The organism is Ruegeria sp. AF3 (assembly GCF_056536285.1).
On record NZ_JBQFJM010000001.1, the window covers coordinates 3,159,309 to 3,180,987 of the forward strand.

General features: G+C 57.7%; 28 protein-coding genes and 1 tRNA gene. 14 read left to right on the forward strand and 15 right to left on the reverse strand.

The annotated features are described in order from the left end of the window. Positions 1 to 163: 163 nt before the first annotated feature. A complete protein-coding gene (locus tag ACR3FC_RS15785) occupies positions 164 to 1,183 on the reverse strand; it encodes a helix-turn-helix domain-containing protein (protein WP_480476410.1) in 1,020 nt (339 codons plus the stop codon). A gap of 345 nt (positions 1,184 to 1,528) precedes the next feature. Between ACR3FC_RS15785 and ACR3FC_RS15790 the strand changes: the two genes are divergently transcribed. The 6 genes from ACR3FC_RS15790 to ribD all read left to right on the forward strand — a co-directional run bounded on the left by ACR3FC_RS15790 (position 1,529) and on the right by ribD (position 5,120). After that, positions 1,529 to 1,966 (forward strand): thiol-disulfide oxidoreductase DCC family protein, encoded by a 438-nt coding sequence (locus tag ACR3FC_RS15790; protein ID WP_480476412.1) that lies wholly within the window; start codon positions 1,529 to 1,531, stop codon positions 1,964 to 1,966. 2 nt (positions 1,967 to 1,968) lie between these two features. Beyond that, a complete protein-coding gene (locus ACR3FC_RS15795) occupies positions 1,969 to 2,514 on the forward strand; it encodes a DUF4166 domain-containing protein (protein ID WP_480476414.1) in 546 nt (181 codons plus the stop codon). Positions 2,515 to 2,592: 78 nt separating this feature from the next. Further along, the gene (locus ACR3FC_RS15800) at positions 2,593 to 2,997 is read left to right on the forward strand and encodes a hypothetical protein (protein WP_480476416.1); all 405 of its coding nucleotides are present in this window, start codon (positions 2,593 to 2,595) and stop codon (positions 2,995 to 2,997) included. Between the two features lie 21 nt (positions 2,998 to 3,018). Continuing rightward, positions 3,019 to 3,432, forward strand: coding sequence for a secondary thiamine-phosphate synthase enzyme YjbQ (locus ACR3FC_RS15805; protein ID WP_480476418.1), 414 nt, complete (start codon positions 3,019 to 3,021; stop codon positions 3,430 to 3,432). Between the two features lie 120 nt (positions 3,433 to 3,552). Next, entirely contained in the window at positions 3,553 to 4,023 is a 471-nt protein-coding gene (nrdR, locus tag ACR3FC_RS15810; RefSeq protein ID WP_267367325.1) for a transcriptional regulator NrdR, read from the forward strand. Next, positions 4,020 to 5,120: a bifunctional diaminohydroxyphosphoribosylaminopyrimidine deaminase/5-amino-6-(5-phosphoribosylamino)uracil reductase RibD gene (gene ribD, locus ACR3FC_RS15815; RefSeq protein WP_480476420.1), complete on the forward strand. Its 1,101-nt coding sequence runs from the start codon at positions 4,020 to 4,022 to the stop codon at positions 5,118 to 5,120. Before nrdR ends, ribD begins: the two co-directional genes overlap by 4 nt. A gap of 2 nt (positions 5,121 to 5,122) precedes the next feature. Here the strand turns inward: ribD and ACR3FC_RS15820 are convergent, their stop codons facing one another. The 3 genes from ACR3FC_RS15820 to ACR3FC_RS15830 form a co-directional block, all read right to left on the reverse strand. Further along, entirely contained in the window at positions 5,123 to 7,123 is a 2,001-nt protein-coding gene (locus ACR3FC_RS15820; protein ID WP_480476422.1) for a capsular polysaccharide biosynthesis protein, read from the reverse strand. Positions 7,124 to 7,126: 3 nt separating this feature from the next. Continuing rightward, on the reverse strand, positions 7,127 to 8,260 hold the full coding sequence (locus ACR3FC_RS15825; RefSeq protein ID WP_480476424.1) for a polysaccharide biosynthesis/export family protein: 1,134 nt from the start codon (positions 8,258 to 8,260) through the stop codon (positions 7,127 to 7,129). Between the two features lie 80 nt (positions 8,261 to 8,340). Beyond that, positions 8,341 to 9,552 (reverse strand): capsule biosynthesis protein, encoded by a 1,212-nt coding sequence (locus ACR3FC_RS15830; protein ID WP_480476426.1) that lies wholly within the window; start codon positions 9,550 to 9,552, stop codon positions 8,341 to 8,343. Between the two features lie 225 nt (positions 9,553 to 9,777). Here ACR3FC_RS15830 and ACR3FC_RS15835 point away from each other — a divergent pair, with 225 nt between their 5' ends. The 5 genes from ACR3FC_RS15835 (at position 9,778) to ACR3FC_RS15855 (ending at position 12,989) form a co-directional block, all read left to right on the forward strand. Then, entirely contained in the window at positions 9,778 to 10,365 is a 588-nt protein-coding gene (locus tag ACR3FC_RS15835; protein ID WP_480476428.1) for a riboflavin synthase, read from the forward strand. 104 nt (positions 10,366 to 10,469) lie between these two features. Next, on the forward strand, positions 10,470 to 11,591 hold the full coding sequence (ribB, locus tag ACR3FC_RS15840) for a 3,4-dihydroxy-2-butanone-4-phosphate synthase (protein WP_480476430.1): 1,122 nt from the start codon (positions 10,470 to 10,472) through the stop codon (positions 11,589 to 11,591). Between the two features lie 2 nt (positions 11,592 to 11,593). Beyond that, complete coding sequence (locus ACR3FC_RS15845) at positions 11,594 to 12,145, forward strand: 6,7-dimethyl-8-ribityllumazine synthase (protein WP_480476432.1); 552 nt, start codon at positions 11,594 to 11,596, stop codon at positions 12,143 to 12,145. Continuing rightward, positions 12,142 to 12,624, forward strand: coding sequence for a transcription antitermination factor NusB (nusB, locus tag ACR3FC_RS15850; protein ID WP_209504306.1), 483 nt, complete (start codon positions 12,142 to 12,144; stop codon positions 12,622 to 12,624). The genes ACR3FC_RS15845 and nusB overlap by 4 nt, the downstream gene beginning before the upstream one ends. Positions 12,625 to 12,683: 59 nt before the next feature. Beyond that, positions 12,684 to 12,989, forward strand: coding sequence for a hypothetical protein (locus ACR3FC_RS15855; protein WP_480476434.1), 306 nt, complete (start codon positions 12,684 to 12,686; stop codon positions 12,987 to 12,989). A gap of 214 nt (positions 12,990 to 13,203) precedes the next feature. On the opposite strand, the gene ACR3FC_RS15860 is transcribed toward ACR3FC_RS15855, so the two are convergent. Next, positions 13,204 to 13,629: an SRPBCC family protein gene (locus ACR3FC_RS15860; RefSeq protein ID WP_480476436.1), complete on the reverse strand. Its 426-nt coding sequence runs from the start codon at positions 13,627 to 13,629 to the stop codon at positions 13,204 to 13,206. Further along, positions 13,626 to 13,946 (reverse strand): ArsR/SmtB family transcription factor, encoded by a 321-nt coding sequence (locus ACR3FC_RS15865; RefSeq protein WP_480476940.1) that lies wholly within the window; start codon positions 13,944 to 13,946, stop codon positions 13,626 to 13,628. The genes ACR3FC_RS15860 and ACR3FC_RS15865 overlap by 4 nt, the downstream gene beginning before the upstream one ends. Before the next feature lie 114 nt (positions 13,947 to 14,060). Here ACR3FC_RS15865 and ACR3FC_RS15870 point away from each other — a divergent pair, with 114 nt between their 5' ends. Then, positions 14,061 to 14,492 (forward strand): MmcB family DNA repair protein, encoded by a 432-nt coding sequence (locus ACR3FC_RS15870; RefSeq protein WP_480476438.1) that lies wholly within the window; start codon positions 14,061 to 14,063, stop codon positions 14,490 to 14,492. Between the two features lie 5 nt (positions 14,493 to 14,497). Here ACR3FC_RS15870 and ACR3FC_RS15875 read toward each other — a convergent pair whose 3' ends face one another. Continuing rightward, positions 14,498 to 14,686: a DUF6324 family protein gene (locus ACR3FC_RS15875; protein ID WP_117869403.1), complete on the reverse strand. Its 189-nt coding sequence runs from the start codon at positions 14,684 to 14,686 to the stop codon at positions 14,498 to 14,500. 77 nt (positions 14,687 to 14,763) lie between these two features. Here ACR3FC_RS15875 and ACR3FC_RS15880 point away from each other — a divergent pair, with 77 nt between their 5' ends. Further along, positions 14,764 to 15,246, forward strand: coding sequence for a GNAT family N-acetyltransferase (locus tag ACR3FC_RS15880; protein ID WP_480476440.1), 483 nt, complete (start codon positions 14,764 to 14,766; stop codon positions 15,244 to 15,246). Between the two features lie 48 nt (positions 15,247 to 15,294). Continuing rightward, positions 15,295 to 15,371, forward strand: a tRNA-His gene (locus ACR3FC_RS15885). A gap of 92 nt (positions 15,372 to 15,463) precedes the next feature. On the opposite strand, the gene ACR3FC_RS15890 is transcribed toward ACR3FC_RS15885, so the two are convergent. The 8 genes from ACR3FC_RS15890 to ACR3FC_RS15925 form a co-directional block, all read right to left on the reverse strand. Next, positions 15,464 to 16,270 (reverse strand): ABC transporter permease, encoded by an 807-nt coding sequence (locus ACR3FC_RS15890; RefSeq protein ID WP_480476442.1) that lies wholly within the window; start codon positions 16,268 to 16,270, stop codon positions 15,464 to 15,466. Positions 16,271 to 16,361: 91 nt separating this feature from the next. Beyond that, the gene (locus tag ACR3FC_RS15895; RefSeq protein WP_480476942.1) at positions 16,362 to 17,249 is read right to left on the reverse strand and encodes an ABC transporter permease; all 888 of its coding nucleotides are present in this window, start codon (positions 17,247 to 17,249) and stop codon (positions 16,362 to 16,364) included. Positions 17,250 to 17,328: 79 nt separating this feature from the next. Further along, on the reverse strand, positions 17,329 to 18,078 hold the full coding sequence (locus ACR3FC_RS15900) for a transporter substrate-binding domain-containing protein (RefSeq protein ID WP_480476444.1): 750 nt from the start codon (positions 18,076 to 18,078) through the stop codon (positions 17,329 to 17,331). A 34-nt stretch (positions 18,079 to 18,112) separates the two neighbouring features. Continuing rightward, the gene (locus tag ACR3FC_RS15905; RefSeq protein ID WP_209504298.1) at positions 18,113 to 18,889 is read right to left on the reverse strand and encodes an ABC transporter ATP-binding protein; all 777 of its coding nucleotides are present in this window, start codon (positions 18,887 to 18,889) and stop codon (positions 18,113 to 18,115) included. Between the two features lie 128 nt (positions 18,890 to 19,017). Continuing rightward, positions 19,018 to 19,767: a phosphate/phosphite/phosphonate ABC transporter substrate-binding protein gene (locus ACR3FC_RS15910; RefSeq protein ID WP_480476446.1), complete on the reverse strand. Its 750-nt coding sequence runs from the start codon at positions 19,765 to 19,767 to the stop codon at positions 19,018 to 19,020. Continuing rightward, a complete protein-coding gene (locus ACR3FC_RS15915) occupies positions 19,764 to 20,201 on the reverse strand; it encodes a tellurite resistance TerB family protein (protein ID WP_480476448.1) in 438 nt (145 codons plus the stop codon). The genes ACR3FC_RS15910 and ACR3FC_RS15915 overlap by 4 nt, the downstream gene beginning before the upstream one ends. 20 nt (positions 20,202 to 20,221) lie before the next feature. After that, positions 20,222 to 20,671 carry a tellurite resistance TerB family protein gene (locus tag ACR3FC_RS15920; RefSeq protein WP_209504295.1) on the reverse strand — a complete coding sequence of 150 codons (450 nt, stop codon included), beginning with the start codon at positions 20,669 to 20,671 and terminating at the stop codon, positions 20,222 to 20,224. A gap of 180 nt (positions 20,672 to 20,851) precedes the next feature. Further along, positions 20,852 to 21,622, reverse strand: a complete 771-nt coding sequence (locus ACR3FC_RS15925; RefSeq protein WP_480476450.1) for an isocitrate lyase/PEP mutase family protein — start codon at positions 21,620 to 21,622, stop codon at positions 20,852 to 20,854. Positions 21,623 to 21,679: the final 57 nt, after the last annotated feature.

The window sequence follows — 21,679 nt, forward strand, 5'->3', positions numbered from 1 at the left end:
ACCCGAGGCGCCTTTTTTCAATCAAGGCGCTCTTCACGATGGCCTGTTCTCCCATCACATTGGCGGGAACGCACAAGGCCCGGACCTCCTGTCCTTCTATATCCGTTCTGTCCACTCATGGGACGGGCCGGGGCGAGGTTTTTCAAGCTGATGACCCCCGGTCTCATGTCCGTATCGGGTGTGCCAATCGTGTCTTGAACGCGCTGGGCGGCTGGCCTGTCCAACGTTTGAAAGCGGTCGAAAATGCGGCCTGATCCGCATAGCCCAGCGAATAGGCGATTTCGGACAAGGGCATTTCATTCTTGATAAAGGTCTGCGCCAGGTCGCACCGCAGATCGTCGACAACATCGCGATAGCTGGTGCCTTCATCCCTGAGGCGCCTGCTGAAGGTTCTAAGGCTCATCCCCAGATCAGCCGCGACGCTTTCGGCCTGCGGGATTGTGCCGGGCAGGGAACGGGTAACCAGCCCTTCGACCTTGGAGCGGGTCAGATGTTTGGGCGCACCTCTCTCAGAAAGCAGGCGATCTGCATATCCCAGCAAGTGCTCTCTGAGTTGGGGGTCATATGTCGGCACAGGCAGGTCCAGCGCGGAAAGTGGCAGGATAATCTCGAGGTTCTCAGCCCCAAAGGTCACAGGAAAACCGGCAAGCTTCTCAAATCTTCGGGCGTGGTCGCCGACCCTGTGCTGAAACCGAATTTCTATCGGATAGAGATTGACTTGCGTCAGGTTCCGCATTCTGGCCAGGGCAGCAAATATCAGGAATTCGGTGCGTCTGTGATACCGCGCAAATCCGGGGTCTTTCCACTCGGCTTCCAAGGTCGCAAAGTTACCCGCGACGCGCAGGTTAAGCGCGATGGCAGGGTCGATGATGCCGTGAAAGCGCGAGAGGTTCTCCATCACCTGTTTCAGATCGCGGGAATACTTGCTGATATAGGCGGTCACGGTCGAGGCTGACGTAACCTCAAGACCCGTGCGAGCCGCAAACGTGACGTCGTGGGTGGCGTCACATGCATAACGGATAAACAAAGCCTCGCTTTGTACGCTGTAGGTTGAGACCGGCGGCGCGATATCCTGAGGGCGCAGCCCTGCCATCTTCAGGACATTACAGGACATATCGCCATTTCCGGAATAGCGGTCCAGTGCCTGAACAAACAGATGAAGTCGGCCGATATCGACATCCATCGCGAAGCAGTACCTCAAATTTTCAAATACATAAGCGGACTATTACAGAATTCTCTTTCATGATCGACGGTGCTGACAAGTCGATTTCACACAGAAACAAGCCATCGGTGGCAAATTCTCGAAATTTATTGACCGGTATGGACAAGCGTCGCCATGTGCAACGAACCAATTCAGCAATGTTGCCGGGTCCAGACCTTTATGGGGATGAGGTCAGAGCCTCGGGGAAATCACCAGCCTCTGGTCAAGGCTCCCCGGCACGCCCCCATACCTTTCGTACATGTCGCATTGCTTCGCTCAGGTGGTTTTGTCAGGCTGGCTTTAAGTCAAAAATACCGGTGAAAAACCTTGCAAGATGTTTTTGAGAATACAGGGGTTTATGACCAAAACCTGATTGTGTTTGACGGCGAATGCGTGCTGTGTTCGGGGTTTTTCCAGTTTATGCTGAAACGTGACCGGCGCCATGTTTTCCAATTTGCCACGGCGCAGTCCCCGCTTGGGCAAAAACTGTATCGAGATCTCGGCCTTCCCACACAGGATTTTCAAACCAATCTGGTGGTCGTGGATGGCGCTGTTTTTCAGCATCTGGATGCATTTTCTGAGGCGATGCGACAGTTGCGCGCTCCGTGGTCGCTTTTATCAATATGCCGGTTTCTGCCTCGGCCCATCAAGGATCCGGCCTATCGCTTGATCGCACGAAACAGATACGCGTTCTTTGGTCGTTCCAAGACATGTCTGGTTCCCGGTCCCGATATCAGGGCTCGTTTTGCCGAATACGGGTACTAGCGATGGGCGATCCCTTTCTTAAGGCGATAGGATCGATCGAAAGGTTGCCAAAGGCGGTTCGAGTTTTGCACATGAGCGAGGGCTGCTTTGTGGGACGCTGCGACATCGAACGTGGCAAAGGGCTATGGGTTGCCCTTGCAACTCGTCTGGCCGGATTTCCGCGAAGCGGCAAAGACGTCCCCGTTTCCCTGCAAATTGGTGCAAATGGCGAATTCTGGTCATGGGACCGGAATTTCGCGGGCCACAAAACCCGATCAACTCTGAAATATGATACGAAAAGAGAGTGTGTTCGGGAATCTTTCGGCTCGATCTCAATCTGGTTAAAGCCCATTTGGCGAGAAAACGGAATGCACATCAAAATCCTCCGCCTGACCGTGTTTGGCATTCCGATGCCAGCTTTTACCTTGCCGCGATCAAGAACGCGCGAATGGCAGGACAAAGCGGGGCGCTTTCGGTTTGATGTGTCTGCGGACGCGCCGGGACTGGGAATGTTGATCAGGTATCAGGGATGGCTCACGCCGGTTCACGTATCGCACGAGACAGATTAAACAGAACGTGAGCGACCCTGTGCCGACGAAGCTAATGGCCTAACCTTTTTGACACACACAATCAGGGAAGTAATGACAATGAAACATACACGGACATTTGCCGCGATTGCCGCCCTGGCGTTCAGCATTCCCATGGCTGCTGACGCAGCGCCGCACGGGTACCGGACCGAGCCGATAAACGCCACTGACTTCGAGGTTATTCCGCGCGGCGACCAGCGTACCGAAGGATACTGGTGCGCGGCAGCGGATTATGCACGGCGTACTTTGGGCGCGGGCTGGCGCGATCCGATCTACGTGTTGCGCGGGTATGGGCCAAGCGTCACCACAGGGCGTAAAACAGCGGTTCAGTTTTCGATCAAGCCGCCACAGAATGTCGGTGCGCAGCCAAGCAGCTTTGTTTCGGTTGGTTTTCAGCCGGGGTACAGCATGTCTGTACAAGGCGCGAATGCCAGGTGTAACTATCGACCGTTCTTTAACGACTGACAAAACGGCGAGACACCGTGAATGCAGACTGAATTTGTAATACAGACCCAAGGTTCAGGTCTTTACGAGTTCACGGCCGAGTTGACGCATTGGCTGGGGCAGGTGGCGACGGATGGCTTACTGACGCTTTTCGTTCGCCACACCTCCTGTTCGTTGCTTATTCAGGAAAACGCGGATCCCGAAGTTCAAACCGACCTTCGGGCGTTCTTCGAAAGGCTGGTGCCGCCATCCAATCACCCGTCAATGTCGTATCTAAGGCATACTTATGAAGGCCCCGATGACATGCCCGCGCATATAAAAGCTGCGCTGTTGCCTGTATCCTTGTCGATACCTGTGTCGCAGGGTCGCCCATGCCTTGGAACATGGCAGGGGATATATCTGTTTGAACACCGCACGGCACCACACCAGAGACGGATTGCAGCGCACCTGGCCTGACCCTTTATCTAGCGGTTGAAATTTCCGACTACCCAAATCCTAGTTGCTGCCCTATAGTTGTGGATAAGTAAGTCGCAGCGCTTACAAAAAGAGGCGGAACAAGGGACGAGGAGACGGCGGATGCGCTGCCCGTTTTGCGGAAATATCGATACTCAGGTAAAAGATTCACGTCCGGCAGAGGATCACGTGGCAATCCGCCGACGCCGGTTCTGCCCGGCCTGTGGCGGGCGGTTCACGACCTATGAACGTGTGCAACTGCGTGATTTGGTTGTCATAAAGACCAATGGGAAGCGCGAGGACTTCGACCGCGACAAACTGGAACGTTCGATCCGTATCTCGATGCAGAAACGGCCAGTTGATCCTGAACGGATCGATCAGATGATATCGGGTATCGTACGTCGGCTGGAAAGCATGGGCGATACGGATATCCCGTCCCACAAGATCGGCGAGATCGTCATGGAAGCTCTGGCGCGGATCGATACCGTCGCTTATGTTCGCTTTGCGAGTGTGTACAAGAATTTCCAGGCGGCCGATGATTTTGAGGAGTTTGTCCACGAACTGCGCCCGCCGCAGCCACCGACGGACGAGTGAGCGAAACAGATAAGCGATTCATGGCGCTGGCCCTGTCACTGGGGCGGCGCGGTCAGGGGATGTGCTGGCCAAACCCTGCAGTGGGTTGTGTTATCGTGCGCAAAGGCCGGATTGTCGGGCGCGGTTGGACCCAGCCGGGCGGTCGCCCCCATGCCGAGACCGAGGCTTTGGCGCAAGCCGGGCAGGCCGCGCACGGTGCGACCGCCTATGTAACTTTGGAACCCTGCGCCCATCACGGCAAGACACCCCCCTGTGCCGAGGCTTTGATTGCTGCGGGTGTCGCCCGTGTCGTGGCCGCCGTGGAAGACAGTGATCCGCGCGTCGCAGGGCAGGGCTTTGCCAAGTTGCGCGAGGCCGGAATTAAGGTCGTAACCGGTGTCCTCGCAGAGCAGGCGGAACGTGATCTGGAAGGCTTCTTCCTGAAGACGGAACAAGGCCGACCTTTCGTGACCCTCAAGCTGGCCAGCAGTTTTGATGGGCGGATCGCAACCTCGACCGGACACAGCCAATGGATTACCGGGCCACAGGCGCGTCGTGTTGTCCATGCCATGCGTGCGCGTCACGATGCGGTGATGGTCGGAGCGGGTACCGCGCGGGCCGACGATCCGTTACTGACGGTTCGGGATCTTGGCGTTGAACATCAACCGGTGCGCGTTGTCGTTTCGCGCCATATGGACATATCCCTGATGGGACATTTGGCCCGCACGGCATCAAAGACACCTGTCTGGCTCTGCCATGCGCATCACCCGGATTCCGAGCGCGCGAAAGCCTGGGAAGGATTGGGCGCAAGGCTGATCCCCTGCGCGTTGAAAGATCATCAGATTGACGCGGTCGATCTGCTCCATCAGTTGGGGCAAGCCGGTCTGACTAGCGTCTTCTGCGAAGGGGGGGCGGCGCTGGCGGCGTCACTGCTGGCCGAGGATCTGGTGGATGAACTGGTCGGATTTACTGCCGGATTGACCATCGGTGCCGAGGGGCTGGCGGCAGTTGGAACATTGGGGTTAACGACGCTGGACGCTGCGCCAAGATTCGAGCTGACGGAAACCAATAGGGTGGGTGGGGATATCCTGCACCGTTGGCGCAGGGCGTCTGACTAGGTTTAGCGCCACAAGTGCGCATGTGTCGCAAACACGCCCTGAAGTTTTGACAGAACACGATTGAAGGGACCGGTCGGGGCACAAGTGCCCTGCGCCAGACGTTCAACGGCAACCTCGACGGGGCAGGGTTGCCCCGTGACCGGGTCGAAATAGCGAGGGTAATCAATCAGGGTGGCATGGACGAGGCCCATCAACGTCGGTCGCGCACCACGCCGGGCAGGAACAGCCCCCAGATCCGTGGTCAGCCCCCAACCCGCATAGAAAGGCGCGCCCAGAGTTGTAACCTTCACGCCGCGCAGCAAAGCTTCGAACCCCAGAAGCGACGTCATGGTCCATACTTCCTGCACGTGCAGCAACAATGATGCGGGGTCTGTTTGGGTTGCGACGATGTCGGCAATTGCTTCGGCATCGATCCTGCCTTCGCGCAAACCCGCTTCGACATCGGGGTGGGGTTTGTAAATCAGGATCGCGTCGGGATTGGCGTCGCGCGCAGCTTTCAGCAGGTCCAGATTGTTGCGAACCGCGCTGGTACCCAACAGGATTGAGGCATCGTCCTCGACCTGTCCGGGCACAAGAATACGATGGCCTTCGGGCAGGGGGCTGGCGGGATTGCCGGTATTGTATTTGCTCAAGCCTGCGGCCAAGAGGTTCTCGATAAGACGCTCTGCGCGCAGGTCCTGATCCGGCCTCAACGTTTCACGCAAAGTGATCAACTCTTCCAACTGGCTGGGTTTTGTCGGGTCGTAATAGATACCGAATTCGTCCGTCACCAGCGACAGTGGCGGGACCAGTGCCGCCCCAAGTCCGCGTGAACGCAAGAACCCGTCTTCGACCCGAACCGCCCCTTCGGTGTTTCTTGCCTGGCTGGCCCAGACCATGTGGGGGTGGTCCGGTGTGCCGGGTTGAGATGCCGTAAAGCGCAGCTTTCCATGTTGTCCGAAGAACTGTTGCAGATGCCTGCGTTTCCACAAGCGCATCCCGGATGCCGTCCAGCCGTTCTTGTCCTGTCGCCAAACGCGGGTCTGTGCCTCTAACGTGTCCAGCACCGTTTCCAGCTCGCACAGCTGATCGCGATAGGGATCGTACCAAGTCGGGTAAAGCAGCATGGCGGCCGCGAACAATTGTGCCCGTGTCAGGCTGCGCTGACGACGCGGAACGGGGCGGTCATCCTGCGTCAGGCCCCATCCTGCATAGAAAGGTTGGCCGAAAACACGCGGTTTGTGGCCAGCCAGAATTGCCTCAAACCCCAGTTGCGAGGACACGGTGTAGACTGCGACAGCCCCTTCAAGCAACGGCCATGGGCTGATCGGGTCGCTGAACTGCGATATCCGGTCTGACAGGTCCTGATTGGTAAAATGCCCCTGACGGTGACCAGCCAGTGTTTCAGGATGCGTCTTGATCAGGATACGCGCGCCGGGGTTTTCCTCCTGCGCCAAGACAAGCATTTCAAGAAACCGGGCGCGGTCCGCTCTGCTTGCTGTTACCGACGCATCGCCGGCCGTCTGATCAATCACCAGAACATAACCCGGATCGGGTGGGTCAAGATCGAGATCGAAGGCGGAGTACTTGCTGAGGTTAAGCTCCCTTATCCGCGTGATCGCGGCGCGGGCCCGGTTCAGCAGGGCCGTGTCATCCAGAGGGTGCGTGGCCAGCACTGTTTCAAGTTCAGACGGCGTGGCGGCATCGAAATGCAGGCCGGAACGATCCAGTAACAGCCCCAAAGGGGGCTCGCCATTCCGGCCCGGGTGCAGTGATCTGAGAAAGGCGTCCTCGACCCGCAGAACCGGGGCAGCGTGTTTTTCGGCAATCTTAAGACCGCGATGCGCTGTCGGGCTGTTGCCCCAGACACCTACGCAATCGCCGTCTTTGGGATATCCCAGACGAATGTCGTAACCCGAAAGCGACAGGATTCGTCTCAGACGTTTCTGGGTCAGAAAGCCGCCGTTATAGACGAACAGCCGATTTTGCCCGCTCCCGGCTGACGTGTCGGGATCGGGCCTCATGCATCAATTGCCGGTTAGGGTGGCAACGTTTGCAACGGGTGTCAGACCGCCTGCGATAAGTGAGATCGATTTGCTCCATTGTGCATAGGGCGCTTCGGTCACGTAGATCGTATCATCGTCCCGGATCACGAAATCGCGTGCAATGAACAGGCCGTTGGGGGCTGTCAGGTTCAGCAGGTAGATCATGCGCTGATCCCCTTTGAGGTCGGCGCGTCCGGTGATACTGCGGGCGACATCCTGACGTTCCTTGCGCAGGATAAAGATACCGGTTGGATCTGAGGATAGCGTCAGCAGACCACCGACCTGTGCCAAGGCTTCCAGTGCCGACAGGTCCTGACTTTCAAATGCCACGCGCGACTGGCCCCCGGTTGCGCCAAGGGCGATATACGATCTGCTGTCCTCTTCCACCAGAATGCGGTCGCCACCGCGCAGGGCGACGTCTAGCTTGGGGTTGCGAAACAGGTCCTCGTACCAAACGGTACCCTTCTGATCGCCCCGGATCAGGGTCACCAGCGCGATGTCAGACGCGACCGAGACTCCGCCCGCCTGGGACAACATACCAAGCAGCGACCGGGTTGGCCGTTCAATCGGATAAATGCCCGGTGCGGCGACCGTGCCCGTCAGCGAGACGGTGGACCCGTCACCAGCGACGCGCCGCACTTCGACCTGCGGGTCCGGCGTTTGTTCCTGAAGCTTGTTGGTGATCAGAACGCGCAGCTGTTCCGGCGTGTTTCCCGCAGCCCGAATCCGGCCTGCATAGGGAACAAAGATAAATCCGTCGCTGTCGACCTGAACCTCATTCAACGCGGTCGCAAGACCGGTTTCGCCGGACAGAAGGCCATCGTCGACGTTTTCCCAGATGGTCAGCCCCAGCACGTCGCCAGGGCGGACGGTATCCGCGGTCAATGTCTGGGCACTGCTAAAGGAGGAAGAAAAACCATACTGAGGAATAGCGGATGTCGCGCGTGTGACGTTGTCATCAACTTCAACGACAAATGCGTTGCCCCCTTTTTGAACTGAACCGGCCAGAATTTCGGATTTGTTCGGTCCGGATTTTGGCAGCTGGCACGCGGCCAGCAGGCCAATTGCAGCCACAAAGGACACGCCCCGAATCCATCGCCTAGGAGAGACTTTCACCGCCCGATATCCTCAGTCTTTTGTAGTTGCGTGCAGATTAGCTGGTAAGTTGCTTAACTTCCAGTCACACACCACCCGTTTCATTCGACGACTTTCAACTGTGTCGTTCGCGCCTCGTTCGTATTCAGAACCGATTGGTAGGGATCGTTGGTGTCCAAAAGCATATCCACGGCGCGGCGCAGCAGCTGACGGCGCCCTCGTCTTGAATAGAACCCGCCGGGTACCTGACTGGTTTCCAGAAGAAATTGCCGATAACAGCGATAGGCTTCGGAATCGGGGCGGCAAGGATCGGCAAAAAACGCCGCGATCGGCTGCTGCGAGACGAAATCGGGCTTGTCATAAACCGAACGCCCGAAAATGCGCAACGGAATGCCCCGCCACAAAACCTGCTGTCCGGCGGTGGAATTCACGGTGACGGCCGAATTCGCCTCATCCAGCAATCTGGCCAGCTTGCCGCCCGGCACATAATGAACCCGGTCGCCGATGCCGTGTTTTCTGGCAATCTCACGGGCCCGGCGTCGCAACGGTTCGCGATGGTTTTCCAGGGGGTGTTCCTTTACCACCAGCCTGTGATGGGTCGGCGCGCCTTGCGCAAATCCTTCGATTGCCAGCTCAAGAAATTCACACATGCCCGAAAAGCTGGAATGAGCCTTCACCGAGCTGTCATGCCCAAGCTGCAACAGAACGAGGTGGTAGGGGTATCCGCCCCATCTGACCCGCACCGTCGCCACACTTCGCTGAAGACGATGAAAAGGCATCAAAAACAGGCGCTTGAGGTACAATCTGAATTCTTGCGAGACAGGTAATTCCCTGTGCGGTTGAAAGTTTCGGTAGCGGCTGTTCAGAGTCATCACGAACCAATGATAAAGGGCGCCATAGAAGATATGATGCCGCATGTCTCCCCAATGCGACGGGGGCGGCGGCGCCTTTCGGTCGGACAGGGCCATGGCCTGACGCATCTGCTGAACGTCCAGCGTCATCAGCCGGGAATTTCCATTTGACCCGTCCCGCTCATAGGTCACCCACCAGGGGCGCAGATACCCCTCCTCGAATACATGTACGGTAACTCCGCAAGACCGTGCGATTTCGACCGCGCGCGCATGTATGGGTCTGGTGTCGCCATATAGTACAATGTCCGTAACAGCTTTTTCAGCGATTAAAGAGGACAGTGTTGCGGGCCAGTTTTCCGGTTTGTCCTGAAACGGGATGTAACTTGCTTTGTCAAACCAGAACGCCTGATCGCCTGCATTGAATCCAACCCGCCAGACCCGGGCCCCCGTGGCGCGCAACATACGCCCCAAGGCCGGGAAAAAAGGTCCGTGCGGGCCCTGAAGGAACAGGAAGACCCGATCATGAGACCTTAAAGGCGGGTGCTGCATCCGAACTGCTCGTATTGTTGTTACCAAAACTATGCCCGTTTGGTCGGTGTACGGCAAGGCAGGGCTTGCCCGCGCGGCCCGTTGGCCTTACCTCGACGGAGATAGTCAGGCACAGGTTAGAAACTGAGGGTTAACGGAATGTTTACAGGGATCGTCACCGACATGGGCACCGTCGCCGAGCTGGAGCAGCAGGGTGACCTGCGCGCGCGGATCAAGACCGCCTATGACACTGCGGGCATCGATATCGGGGCCTCGATTGCCAGTGACGGTGTGTGTCTGACCGTGATCGCGCTGGGCGACGATTGGTATGATGTCCAGATCAGCGCGGAAACCGTCTCGAAAACCAATCTCGACACATGGACTGTCGGCAAACGTGTCAATCTGGAACGTGCCCTGAAGGTTGGTGACGAACTGGGCGGTCATATCGTCTCGGGCCATGTGGATGGCGTAGCCGAGGTGATCGCGATCAAGGAAGACGGCGACAGCACCCGCGTCACCCTGCGCGCACCAAAGGATCTTGCACGGTTCATTGCGCCCAAAGGGTCGGTGGCACTGAATGGCACATCCCTGACGGTCAATGACGTGACAGATTGCGATTTTGGCATCAACTTCATTCCGCACACCAAAGAGGTCACCACCTGGGGTGACGTGCAGGTCGGTGACCGGGTCAATCTTGAGATCGATACGCTGGCCCGTTATGTGTCGCGTCTGGCCGAGATGTCCTGATACGATACGTCGCGTCGGAGCAGACCTGCGCCGTTTGTGGACTGGTCTTTGTGCCCTCAGTGGTCTATTCCGCCGTTCAAACATGCCATGCGAAAGGCTGCCCAATGAGCTTTGAGACACCCGGCCCGGTCGAGGCCCGGCTGCGCGACGCGATCAGCCCGATCGAAGACATTATTGAAGAGGCGCGTGCGGGCCGGATGTATATCCTGGTCGACCACGAAGATCGCGAAAACGAGGGCGATCTGGTGATTGCTGCCGAGTTCGCTGATGCCGGGGCCATTAACTTTATGGCCACCCATGGCCGTGGCCTTATCTGTCTGCCGATGACAGCAGAACGTGTAGAAGCGCTTGGGTTGCCGATGATGGCGGTGAACAACTCGTCCCGGCACGAAACCGCATTCACCGTGTCCATCGAAGCGCGCGAAGGGGTCAGTACCGGGATCTCTGCCGCCGACCGTGCGCTGACCGTGGCAACTGCAATCAACGAGCAGAACACGATGGCCCATATCGCAACGCCCGGCCACGTCTTCCCCTTGCGCGCCAAGCGGGGCGGGGTGCTGGTGCGTGCCGGTCATACCGAGGCTGCCGTTGATATCTCGCGTCTGGCCGGTCTGAACCCCTCGGGCGTGATCTGCGAGATCATGAAACCCGACGGCACCATGGCGCGTCTGCCCGATCTGGTTGAGTTTGCGCAAGAGCACAACATGAAGATCGGCACGATCAGTGACCTGATCGCCTACCGGTCGCGCAATGACAATCTGGTGGTCGAAACCTCGCGTCAGATGGTGACGTCAGAATATGGCGGCGAGTGGGAGATGCGGCTGTTCACCGATCAGACCCACGGCATCGAACATGTGGTCATGATCAAGGGCGACATCACCACACCCGAACCGGTGTTGACCCGCACCCATGCTCTGCACGAGGCCCCCGATATTCTGGGTCTTGGTCCGAAATCCTCGCGCGAACTGCCGCGCGCCATGGAAAAGATTGCTGAAGAAGGACGGGGCGTGGTCTGCCTGTTCCGTCAACCGCGCAACTCGCTATACGCCACGGGTGACGAGGGGCCGCGCACCATCAAACAAACCGGTCTGGGGGCGCAGATCCTGTCCAAGATGGGAATTCAGGAACTGGTCCTGCTGACCGACTCGCCGCAAACCGTATATCTGGGGCTTGACGCGTTTGGCCTGTCCATCGTCGGCACCCGTTCGATTCTGAAGGAAGACTGATCATGGCTGCTCAAGACGAACATGGCGTTCTGCCGACACCGACATTTGACAAGCCGGTCAAGCTGCTGATCGTGGCGGCGCCGTTTTATCGTGCGATTGCCGATAACCTGATCAAGGGCGCGAAGGCCGAAATCGAAGCCGCGGGTGGCACCTGCGAAGTGGTCGAGGTACCCGGCGCGCTGGAAATCCCAACCGCCATCGCTATGGCCGACCGTCAATGCAACTTTGACGGCTACGTCGCGCTGGGCTGCGTCATTCGCGGTGAGACAACGCATTACGAAACCGTTTGCAACGACTCCAGCCGGGCCATCCAATTGATGGGCCTACAGGGCTTGTGCATCGGCAATGGCATTCTGACTGTGGAAAACGACGCGCAGGCCGAAGTCCGCGCGAACCCTAAAAAGATGAACAAAGGGGGTGGGGCTGCTGCTGCGGCCTTGCATCTGATCGCGCTCAGCCGTAAGTGGGGCTCTTCCAAAAAGGGCGTTGGTTTCAAGCCGCCGTCCGAGTCCATCCTTGTGGCGGGCGACAGCAACGGACCCTCGACAGCATGACCAAGACAGACGCGCCGAAACCGGCCAACCAGAAACGCCTGATGAAATCCGCCGCCCGGCTTTATGCCGTGCAGGCGCTGTTCCAGATGGAACAGTCCGGGCAAACGACCGAAGCTGTCGTGAACGAGTTTCTGGATCACCGGTTTGGCGCCGTCTATGAGGGCGAGGAGATGTTGGATGGCGATATCTCGGTTTTCAGGTCCCTGGTTGACAACGCGGTTAACTATCAGGCGGCCATCGACCAGATGACTGACCGTGCGTTGGTGGCCAAATGGCCGATTGCGCGCATCGATCCGACCCTTCGTGCGGTGTTCCGTGCCGCAGGTGCCGAGCTGACCCAAAGCGACACGCCGCCAAAGGTTGTCATCACCGAATTCGTCGATGTGGCGCGTGCGTTTTTTCCGGAAGGCAAAGAGCCGAAATTCGTCAATGCCGTGCTGGATCACATGGCGCGCGAGGCACAGCCCGAGGCATTCTGACGCCTTTACGAGAACCAAATATGCGCTAACCTGAATGTCATAGCGCAAAGAGGTTCGCCATGCCCAAACTGATCCGCCTTTATATCACGCAAGTTGCCTGGGGCTTTGTCATTTCGGCTGTGTTTGTCGGCGTTCTGTTGGCTCTGAATGTCGCAAATCTCCGCCATCTGATAACCAGTTCGGAAATCGGCTTTATCGCTTTGGTGATGATCTGGTTCATGAACGGCATTGTCTTTGCCGGTGTTCAGTTCGCCTACAAGATCATGAGCATGGCAGAAAAGCCGCAAGGCCCGCGCCGGGGGACACCTGTTGTACACAGCTTTGAACCGGCGGTTGCAAAGCAGGAAGCCCGCGCAGGGCGCTGAACTTCCGTGGAAAATGTGGCGGGACCACCAAACAACCGTGTGGTTTGATTCCCGAGGACCTGTATATACAGGTGGGCGCCAGGTAATCAGGCCAGGACCTGAACAGAGCCAGCCCCCTCGGAATTGCTTAAGGCCACCAGAATGCTACCTTTCACAAGAAGGGCAGAACCCGCCACGCGCTTAAGTAGGGCGTATGACGGGTTCGCACAAGGGGTCAGGCATCAACAGTTTCGTGCAATGCCGTGCGCATCTTGCCAAAGTGTTCGTCCCAACCCTTGTCCAGCGCCAGAATCAGGCCAAAGGCATCGGCCCCCTGCGGCAGGCCTTCATGCCGCAGGTCAAGGCGCGTCCCGCCTGCGACGGGTTCCAGGGTCCACTTGACTACGCTCACCGCGTCGCCCATCGGTTTTACGGTGAACGTGTATTCCAGATATTTGGGCGGGTTGGCAACGCGAACCTCACCCCAGATCAACAGGTCGCCGCTTGTCGTGCCAAACATCTCCAGCTTTTGACCCGCGGACAGAGTATGTCGAGGTTTGTGGAACCATTCCGCCAGACGATCCGGGTCTGTAAGATAAGCCCAAACCGTTTCCGGCTCGGCCCTCAGAAAGATCGATTTATTCAGAACTGCATCGGTCATTTCGATTTCCTTTCAACAGCTTCCTTGAGAGAGTTGAGGCGATCGTCCCAGAACTGGTCAAAATATCTGAGCCAGTCCAAAACGGGGGCCATCCCCTGTGGTTCAAGACGGTTAATGCGTTCGCGGCCGCGGGTTTCAACGGTGATCAAGCCGCCGTCGGATAGCACGGTCAGATGTTTTTTGACCGCGGCCCGGGTCATGTCGAACCGGTCTGTCAACTGCCCGATGGTCATGTCTTGAGACGAGAGCAATTGCACAATGTCCCTACGTGTGGGATCGGCCAGCGCACGAAACGCGTTTTGAGTTCGGTTATCCATAAGCAACCCCAGAAGAGATACCATTTGGTATCATATTAATGCGACACCCAAAGGTATCATGTCAAGTACGACGCAGCACTTTACTTTTGTTCCCTAATTGTTCACATTTCTGACATGACTTTAGATCTGCAGCCCGGACAGAAACTGGCGCGTGGCGTCGCACGCCACCTTGCCACGCATGGTTTTGTTTCTGTTGAAGAATTCGTTCCGGCACGTGGTCTGCGTGTCGATGTAATGGGCCTGGGTCCCAAAGGTGAGATTTGGGTGATCGAATGCAAATCCAGCCGTGCCGATTATCAATCGGATGCCAAATGGCAGGGCTATCTGGAATGGTGCGACCGATTCTTCTGGGCCGTGGATACCGAGTTTCCGACCGATCTGTTACCTGACGAAACGGGCTTGATCATTGCTGATGCCTATGATGCCGAGATCGTGCGCATGGCGCCCGAGGACAAGCTTGCTCCAGCGCGGCGCAAAAAGATGATCCAGAAATTTGCAACAGATGCAGCACGCCGACTGCATGCACTGCGCGATCCGCGCTTGTAAAAAGCTCAGCCTTTGACGGCGAGGGCGGCCTGTATCGCGGCGCGGATCTCGTCTGCGATTTCTTCGGCTTCCTCGGGATCGAAATCCATCGGAATCTCGATGCCGTCGGCTTCGATGAACAAGCGTACCATCCCCTGATCGGTCGGGCCGATTTGCAGGTTGGCCTGTATATCGCGTTCGGTATTGATGCCCATCTGTGCCTCCGAGCCTGAGCGTTCGTGCTAACGCGCACGGGGTTGAGAATCAAGTCACCTTTGCGGTCAGATAAGACATGGATAAAGTGGTTCTCAGAACGTTTCGCCCCGATGATGCCGCGTGGCTGGTTGAACAGCACGGGTTGCTCTATGCGCGCGACGAAGGATTTGATGACAGCTTTGCCCCATTGGTTGCGCGCATCCTTGAGGAGTTCATTGCAGACAACGACCCGTCCTTTGAAAAAGGCTGGATTGCTGAACGGGCTGGACAAAGATTGGGTAGCATCTTCTGCGTGCGCGTGGACCAGACGACCGCCAAACTGCGCCTCTTCCTGCTTGTCCCCGAGGCGCGCGGACTTGGGTTGGGGAAACGGCTGTTACAGACCTGTACAGACTTCGCACGCGAGGCTGGATATCGGGAAATGGTTCTGTGGACCCATGAAAGCCATACGGCTGCCTGCGCGCTTTACAGGGCGTTTGGCTGGGAACTGATCGACAGCAAACCGGTGCATTCCTTTGGGGTCGATCTTGTCGAACAAAGCTGGAGAATTCGGCTTTAATCCTCTTGCATTCCCCCGGCGCGTTCGGTACATCGCCCCTCACGAAGTGCCGCCTTAGCTCAGTTGGTTAGAGCGCTGGATTGTGGATCCAGAGGTCCCCTGTTCAAGCCAGGGAGGCGGTACCATTCCCCCAAAATCGACTGTCCGTGTTCGCACCGCCAAGCGCATTACAAACATAGTGTAGGCTCGAACGCCGGAAAGTCCGGCGCGCTGATCTTTAGCGCGCCAGGTTCAGTTTGAACCGCATTTTCACCCGCTTCGCAGTGGGCAGGTGGCGGTTCAGGCGTTTGTTGATGAGGCCAAAACCCCCGACAATCACCAATGTCAGCAAGATGAAATAGAACGCCAGAATTGGATAGGGGATAAACGGGTTGAACGTCTTGTCCGCGAAATAGCTGGCGTAATAGAGCGCGTCGCCGCGCTGCTGCCAGGCCGGAAAGGCCGAGAAGAAGACCAGCGTGGTGGCGTGGAACAGAAAGATGGCTTCGTTCGTGTAGGCAGGCCAGGCCAGCCGCAGCATGGTTGGCCAGACGATCCGCCGAAACCGCGACCAGCCGGACATACCATAGGCATCTGCCGCTTCGATATCTCCCTTGGGGATCGAGCGCAGAGCACCATAAAAAATCTCACCTGAATAGGCTGCGGTGTTCAGGAACAGCACGATCAGTGCGCCGAGCCAAGCCGAGGTGAAGGCGTCAAACATTGGATAGGTTTTCTTCAGCGACAGAAAGAAGAAATAGGCAAAGAAGAACTGGATAAAGAGCGGCGAGCCCCGGAACAGGAAGATGAACCATTCGGCAGGTTTGCGCAGCCATTTGTTGGTCGAGGCTTTGCCGACGGCCAGTGCAGTGGCCAGAAAGAACCCGGTCGCCAGCGCCATGACGCCGAAATAGATGTTCCAGATCATGCCCGATCCGATCAGGGTGAACTGTTCGCACAGGGTGAAATCGGTCTTGGGCAGCAGGCGCTCCCCAATGCCAAGCGAACGCAGGCCGTAATCCTGAATGGTCTGGATGCAGCTCATGCTCGGGCTCCTTGGAAAGGAGATTGCGTGCGCGAAGGAGATTGCTGTGCAATCGCGTGCGGCACCCGGTTGCGGTCTTGAATGCGGATCATCATGCCGTGGTCTCCTTGCGCAGAAGCTCTCCGCCCGAAGTGGCCTGTCCGTGGGACAATCGCCGCATCAGTTTTTCAAGCCCAAGTTCCGAGAAACGGGTCATGCCAAGGTAGAAGATCAGCAGGAACAGGAAATACCACATGCGCCAGTCGCCATGCGGGTATTGCGTAAATTTCGAGGTTTTGGTGCCGCCCAGTTCGCGCGCCCAATACACGATATCTTCAACACCCAGCAGGAAGAGCAGGGGCGTCGCCTTGATCAGCACCATCCACAGATTGGACAGGCCGGGCAGCGCGTAGACCCACATCTGAGGCACCAGGATGCGCCAGAAGGTCTGGCGGCGGTTCATACCATAAGCTTCGGCCGTTTCCAGTTGCGCATGTGGTACGGCGCGCATCCCCCCGAACAGGACATTGGCCGCAAAGGCGCCAAAAACGATAGAGAACGTGATGACCGCCAGGAAAAACCCATAGGTTTCATGCACCCATTCAGGCGCGGTCCCGAGTGGCAGCTTGGCAGCCTGACAAACAAGGAAATCATTGCCCTGGCGGATTGGGTCGGTCCAGTCCGGGCACAATATCTTATGCCGTGTCCACTCGAACGCCTGATCCAGTGCGATGACGAAAAACAGGAAAAACGCAATGTCGGGCACGCCGCGCACAATCGCGATATACCCTTTGCCCAGCCAGCTGAGCGGGGGGAAATGCGAGCGCGCCGCCATGGCACCTGCAAACCCGAAGCCAAGTGCGACGGGCGCGGTCACAGCCAGCAGGGCCAAAACCTTGATGAAAGACAGGTAGAACGACCAGTGTACGCCATTGGTCAGGTAGCATGAAAACCAGCGGAACGTGCCCAGCGTGTCAGGATCAGCGCAGTACGAGAACATATGGCGTCTTTCCAACGTCTGTTCCGGCTAGGCCGGAATCGGCCCGGTGCCGAGGCACCGGACCGGGATTGGTCAGGTCTTAGTTGGTGACGACCGAACCGTCAGTACCGTATGTGGCGGTGCCTTCACCGAACCACTTGATCAGCATCTCGTTCAGCGTGCCGTCGGCTTTCATCGAAGTGATGGCTTCGTCGAACTTGCCGCGCAGTTCACCGTCGCTTTCACGCAGGCCCATGCCGACGCCGCCGCCCAGCGGAACCGGATCGCCGACAAAGACCAGCTCACCGCCCGATTCCTCGACCAGCGGCACCAGATAGTCGCGGTCGGCCAGAACGGCATCGGCTTCGCCGTTACGGACGGCTGCGATGGTTTCTTCTGGGGTCGCGAACTCAACCAGCGTTGCGCCGGATTCGGCAACGTGACCCGCCTGGATCGTGGCGGTTTGCGCCGCAACGACACCGCCGGTTACGTCTGCCGAGTCAGAGGTCGCAACATAGGCCGAAGCGGTCGGCGGGTAATAGTCTTGGGTAAAGTCGATGACCTCATCACGTTCGGCTGTGATCGACATACCGGCGATAATGGTGTCGTAGTTGCCCGAGACCAGGTTCGGAATGATCGAATCCCAGTCGTTCTTGACCCATTCACACTCCAGGTTGGCGCGTTTGCACAGCTCGTCGCCGACTTCACGCTCGAACCCGTCGATTTCACCTGCATCGTTGATGAAGTTGTACGGAGGGTAGGCGCCCTCGGTGCCCATGCGGATCGTGTCGGCCATGGCGATACCAGCAGTCAGCGCCAGGGCCGCAGTGGACAGAATCAGGTTTTTCATTGGTTACTCCCCAGTTTTGGTTCTGTTCTTGAAGTTAAGCCGCCTGAGTGGCGGAGAGAAAGCCCCGAAGCCGCTCGGATTCGGGTGACGTAAAGATATCTTCGGGCAAACCTTCTTCCTCGATCAGGCCCTGATGAAGAAATACCACGTGGCTCGAGATATCTGCCGCCATTTTCATGTCATGAGTCACGATGATCATGGTGCGCCCTTCGGCTGCCAGATCCTTGATCACCTTGATCACTTCCTGTTCCAGTTCGGGATCCAGCGCCGAGGTCGGTTCGTCGAACAACAGCGCCTGTGGTTCCATGCACAGCCCCCGCGCGATAGCGGCGCGCTGTTGCTGACCGCCGGACAATTGCGCCGGATAGGCGTCGCATTTGTCGCCAATGCCAACTTTCTCAAGGTATTTGCGCGCGCTGTCTTCCACTTCGGCCTTGTCGCGGCCCAGAACGGTCACGGGGGCTTCCATGACATTTTGCAGGATGGTCATATGCGCCCACAGATTGAACTGCTGAAACACCATCGACAGGTTGGTGCGGATGCGCAGGACCTGCTTGGGGTCCGCGGGGCGGCGCCCATGGCTATCGCCCGACCATTTGACAGGTTCGCCTTTGAACAGGATTTCGCCCTGCTGGCTGTCTTCCAACAGATTGCAGCAGCGCAGCAAAGTTGATTTTCCTGACCCCGATGACCCGATCAACGAGACCACGTCGCCGCCATGCGCTGTGATGTCCACCCCCTTCAACACTTCCAGATTGCCGAAGCTTTTGTGAAGGTTTTTGATTTCGATGACGGGAGCGGTTTCTGTCACGGGCAGTCCAGTAGTTTGTGGTGTTGGTGCGGTACTAGGGCCGAAAAATTTGCTCAATGCAATGCGCAATTCGCAAATTCAGGGTCGGAAACTGTCAAATTGACCAAATGCACCCGACAATTTGGCCATCAGATTATCCGCTGGGCGCATGGCGGTGGCGGGGTCGGTACGGACAGGTACTCCTCCGCCGGGATGTCGATCAGCCCCTGAATGTGCAGCGTTTTGCGGTCGTGTTCGGCAAGGTTTTCTATTGCTGCCCGAACTGCGTCTGCGACCAGATCCGCGTTTTGGTCGGGTCCGGTAATATAGGGCAGGGTCGGTGTAGAAGCGGTTTTTGCCAGTTCGCGCAGGCTTTCGCCCAGATCGGTATGTTCTTGCAACATCATCCAGGTCAACGCATCCAGCGCCGCGAAATCTGCCTTCCCCTCCGAGACCGCCTGCGCTGACAGCGCGTGACCGCCTGTCTCCAACAACGACGCGGGATACAGGTTCTCCCGGGATAAATGCGTGATGGGTGCCGCCCAGCCGGATTGGGACAATGCTTCGTTATATGCGAAGATACCGTCAGTCATTCCCGCCAGCGTGCGGTCGTCGTCGCGCCGCGCCACAAAGACCGAGCAATAATGCCCGGCAGGGCAACCGGGCAGGCCGTAATCCGGGGTGCCCACCAGTTGAACACGACCATGCAAGCGTGTGCGATAGGGCATTCCACAGGTCTGTGCCAGCACCAGATCGGGATCAAGCCAAACCTGCCAAACATCGGCGTCTCGGGTCAGCTGTTCTGGCCCGTAACCCAGATTCGTGCGAATCAACCCCCAGAACCGACCATTGGCGGCCTGAACCTCGGGCATGTCGTACATGCCAAGCATGGCTATCAAGATTTGGCGGCCTTTTGCCGGGCCAAAGCCGAATCCACGTCGCTGACCCCCAGCAGGCTGACAACCAGACGCAGCAGCGAGTCCTCCTCACCCGTGCGGTGGCCATCAGCCAGGGCCACTGACCACAGCGCCTGAACCACCGCCAGCCGGTTTTCATAAGCGACTGCTTCCTTGATGGCGCGGGTAAAACGGACCGTGTCGGGGGCTTCAGCCTCCAGATCTTCGGCACGGGCGCGCAAAGCCGCGCTTTCGAATGGGGACAAACCGTATCGTTCTGCCGATATGCGGTCGATGCGCGACATTTCTGAGGCAGAATAATCGTTGTCAGATCGTGCCAGACGCACCAGCAGGGCCGTCAGGGCCAGGCGGGCATCATCTTCGACAAGCGGGTCGGGCTTGGGCTGTGTGAGCCTGGAAAGAAAGTCACTGAACATGGGTAAGATATAGCGGGCGCTTAACTCACATCCAAGCGGCTTTGGACGCGCTCGCGCGCTGCCTGACTGTCATTGTAGCTCAGGCCCATGGCAATGCGGGCTTCTTCGACGATCTTTATCTCGCCCTCGTCCGAACTGCCATCCGCCAGAACGATTTCCCACAACGCGTCAAGGGCTGCCAGCCGCTCTTTCAGATCCGTGGTTTCCCGGATCAGTTTGCCGAACGTATCAGTTTCCGGTGCCGCAGCATGGAGTTTTTCACAGGTGGCACGCACCTTGGCTGCCTCAATCGCGTTATGCTGGTACAGACGGGCCAGTATCTTGTCGATCAGACTGATCTCTTCCAGCTTGTAATCGCGATCTGCCTGCGCGACGCGCACCATCAGAGCACCCAGAGCAAGTTCTGCATCCGGGTCCGGCAACTGTTCATGATGAGGCGGTCTGAGCGCCTTAAAGAACCTTTTCAACATAACAAACACCTAGACGACAGGTCGTGATCGGCCAAGCACGAAATGCTGGTCGCTCTATGGTATTGCGTGTGTCCCAGGCTGAATCAGAGCTGTGCGGCATCTGGTACACACCGGCCAACAATCAATCATAGCCCAATATCCATGGGTTGCAATTTGTGCTGAGGAAACAAAGACCTGTGATTACCAGGTCAGGGCCTCTTTGGCTGCGGTTTGCAACCAGGCCAGCATTTGGCGATAGGGAACCGGACCGTAGCTGATCCGCGCGACCCCCAGTTTTGCCAGGGTGGGCGTATCCGGCGTGCCGGGCAGGGCGATGATATTGACCGGTAAGGCCGTGGATTCGCAAAGCCGGGCGATCAGGGCTTCGTTCTTTAGCCCGGGTGCAAAGAATCCGCTGGCACCTGCATCAGCATAGGCATTGGCACGGGCAATAGCCTCATCCAGCATCGTGTCGTCATGAGTGTCCGTAGCGGCCTTCAGGAAGATATCTGTGCGCGCATTGACATAGGCGGGAATGCCTGCGCGCGCGCAGGCGTCGCACATCGCTTCAACACGTTTGGCCTGAGTGGCGATGTCAAAGAGGCCGTCTCCACCTATGATCTGGTCTTCAAAGTTGAAACCAACAACACCGCAGTCCAGCGCGCGCTGAACGTTTTGCGCGATCCCTTGCGGGTCTTCGGCATAAGCCCCCTCGAAATCCAGTGTTACAGGCAGATCAACCGCTGCAACGATGCGGCGTGCATTGTCCAACGCGGCCTCAAGTGGAATGTTCTGCCCGTCGCCATAGCCCTGCGCCATTGCAACAGGGGCACTGCCGGTCGCGATAGCCTGGGCACCAGCGTCCCGAACAGCGCCAGCGCTGCCAGCGTCCCAGATATTGAACAGAATGACAGGATCGCCTTTCTTGTGAAGGCTGGTAAAGGTCACGGCTTTCTGGGACTGGCTGGTCATCGGAACTCTCCTGTTGTCGCGTATCCTACAGCTAACGCTGTGAAAATGACCCGGCCA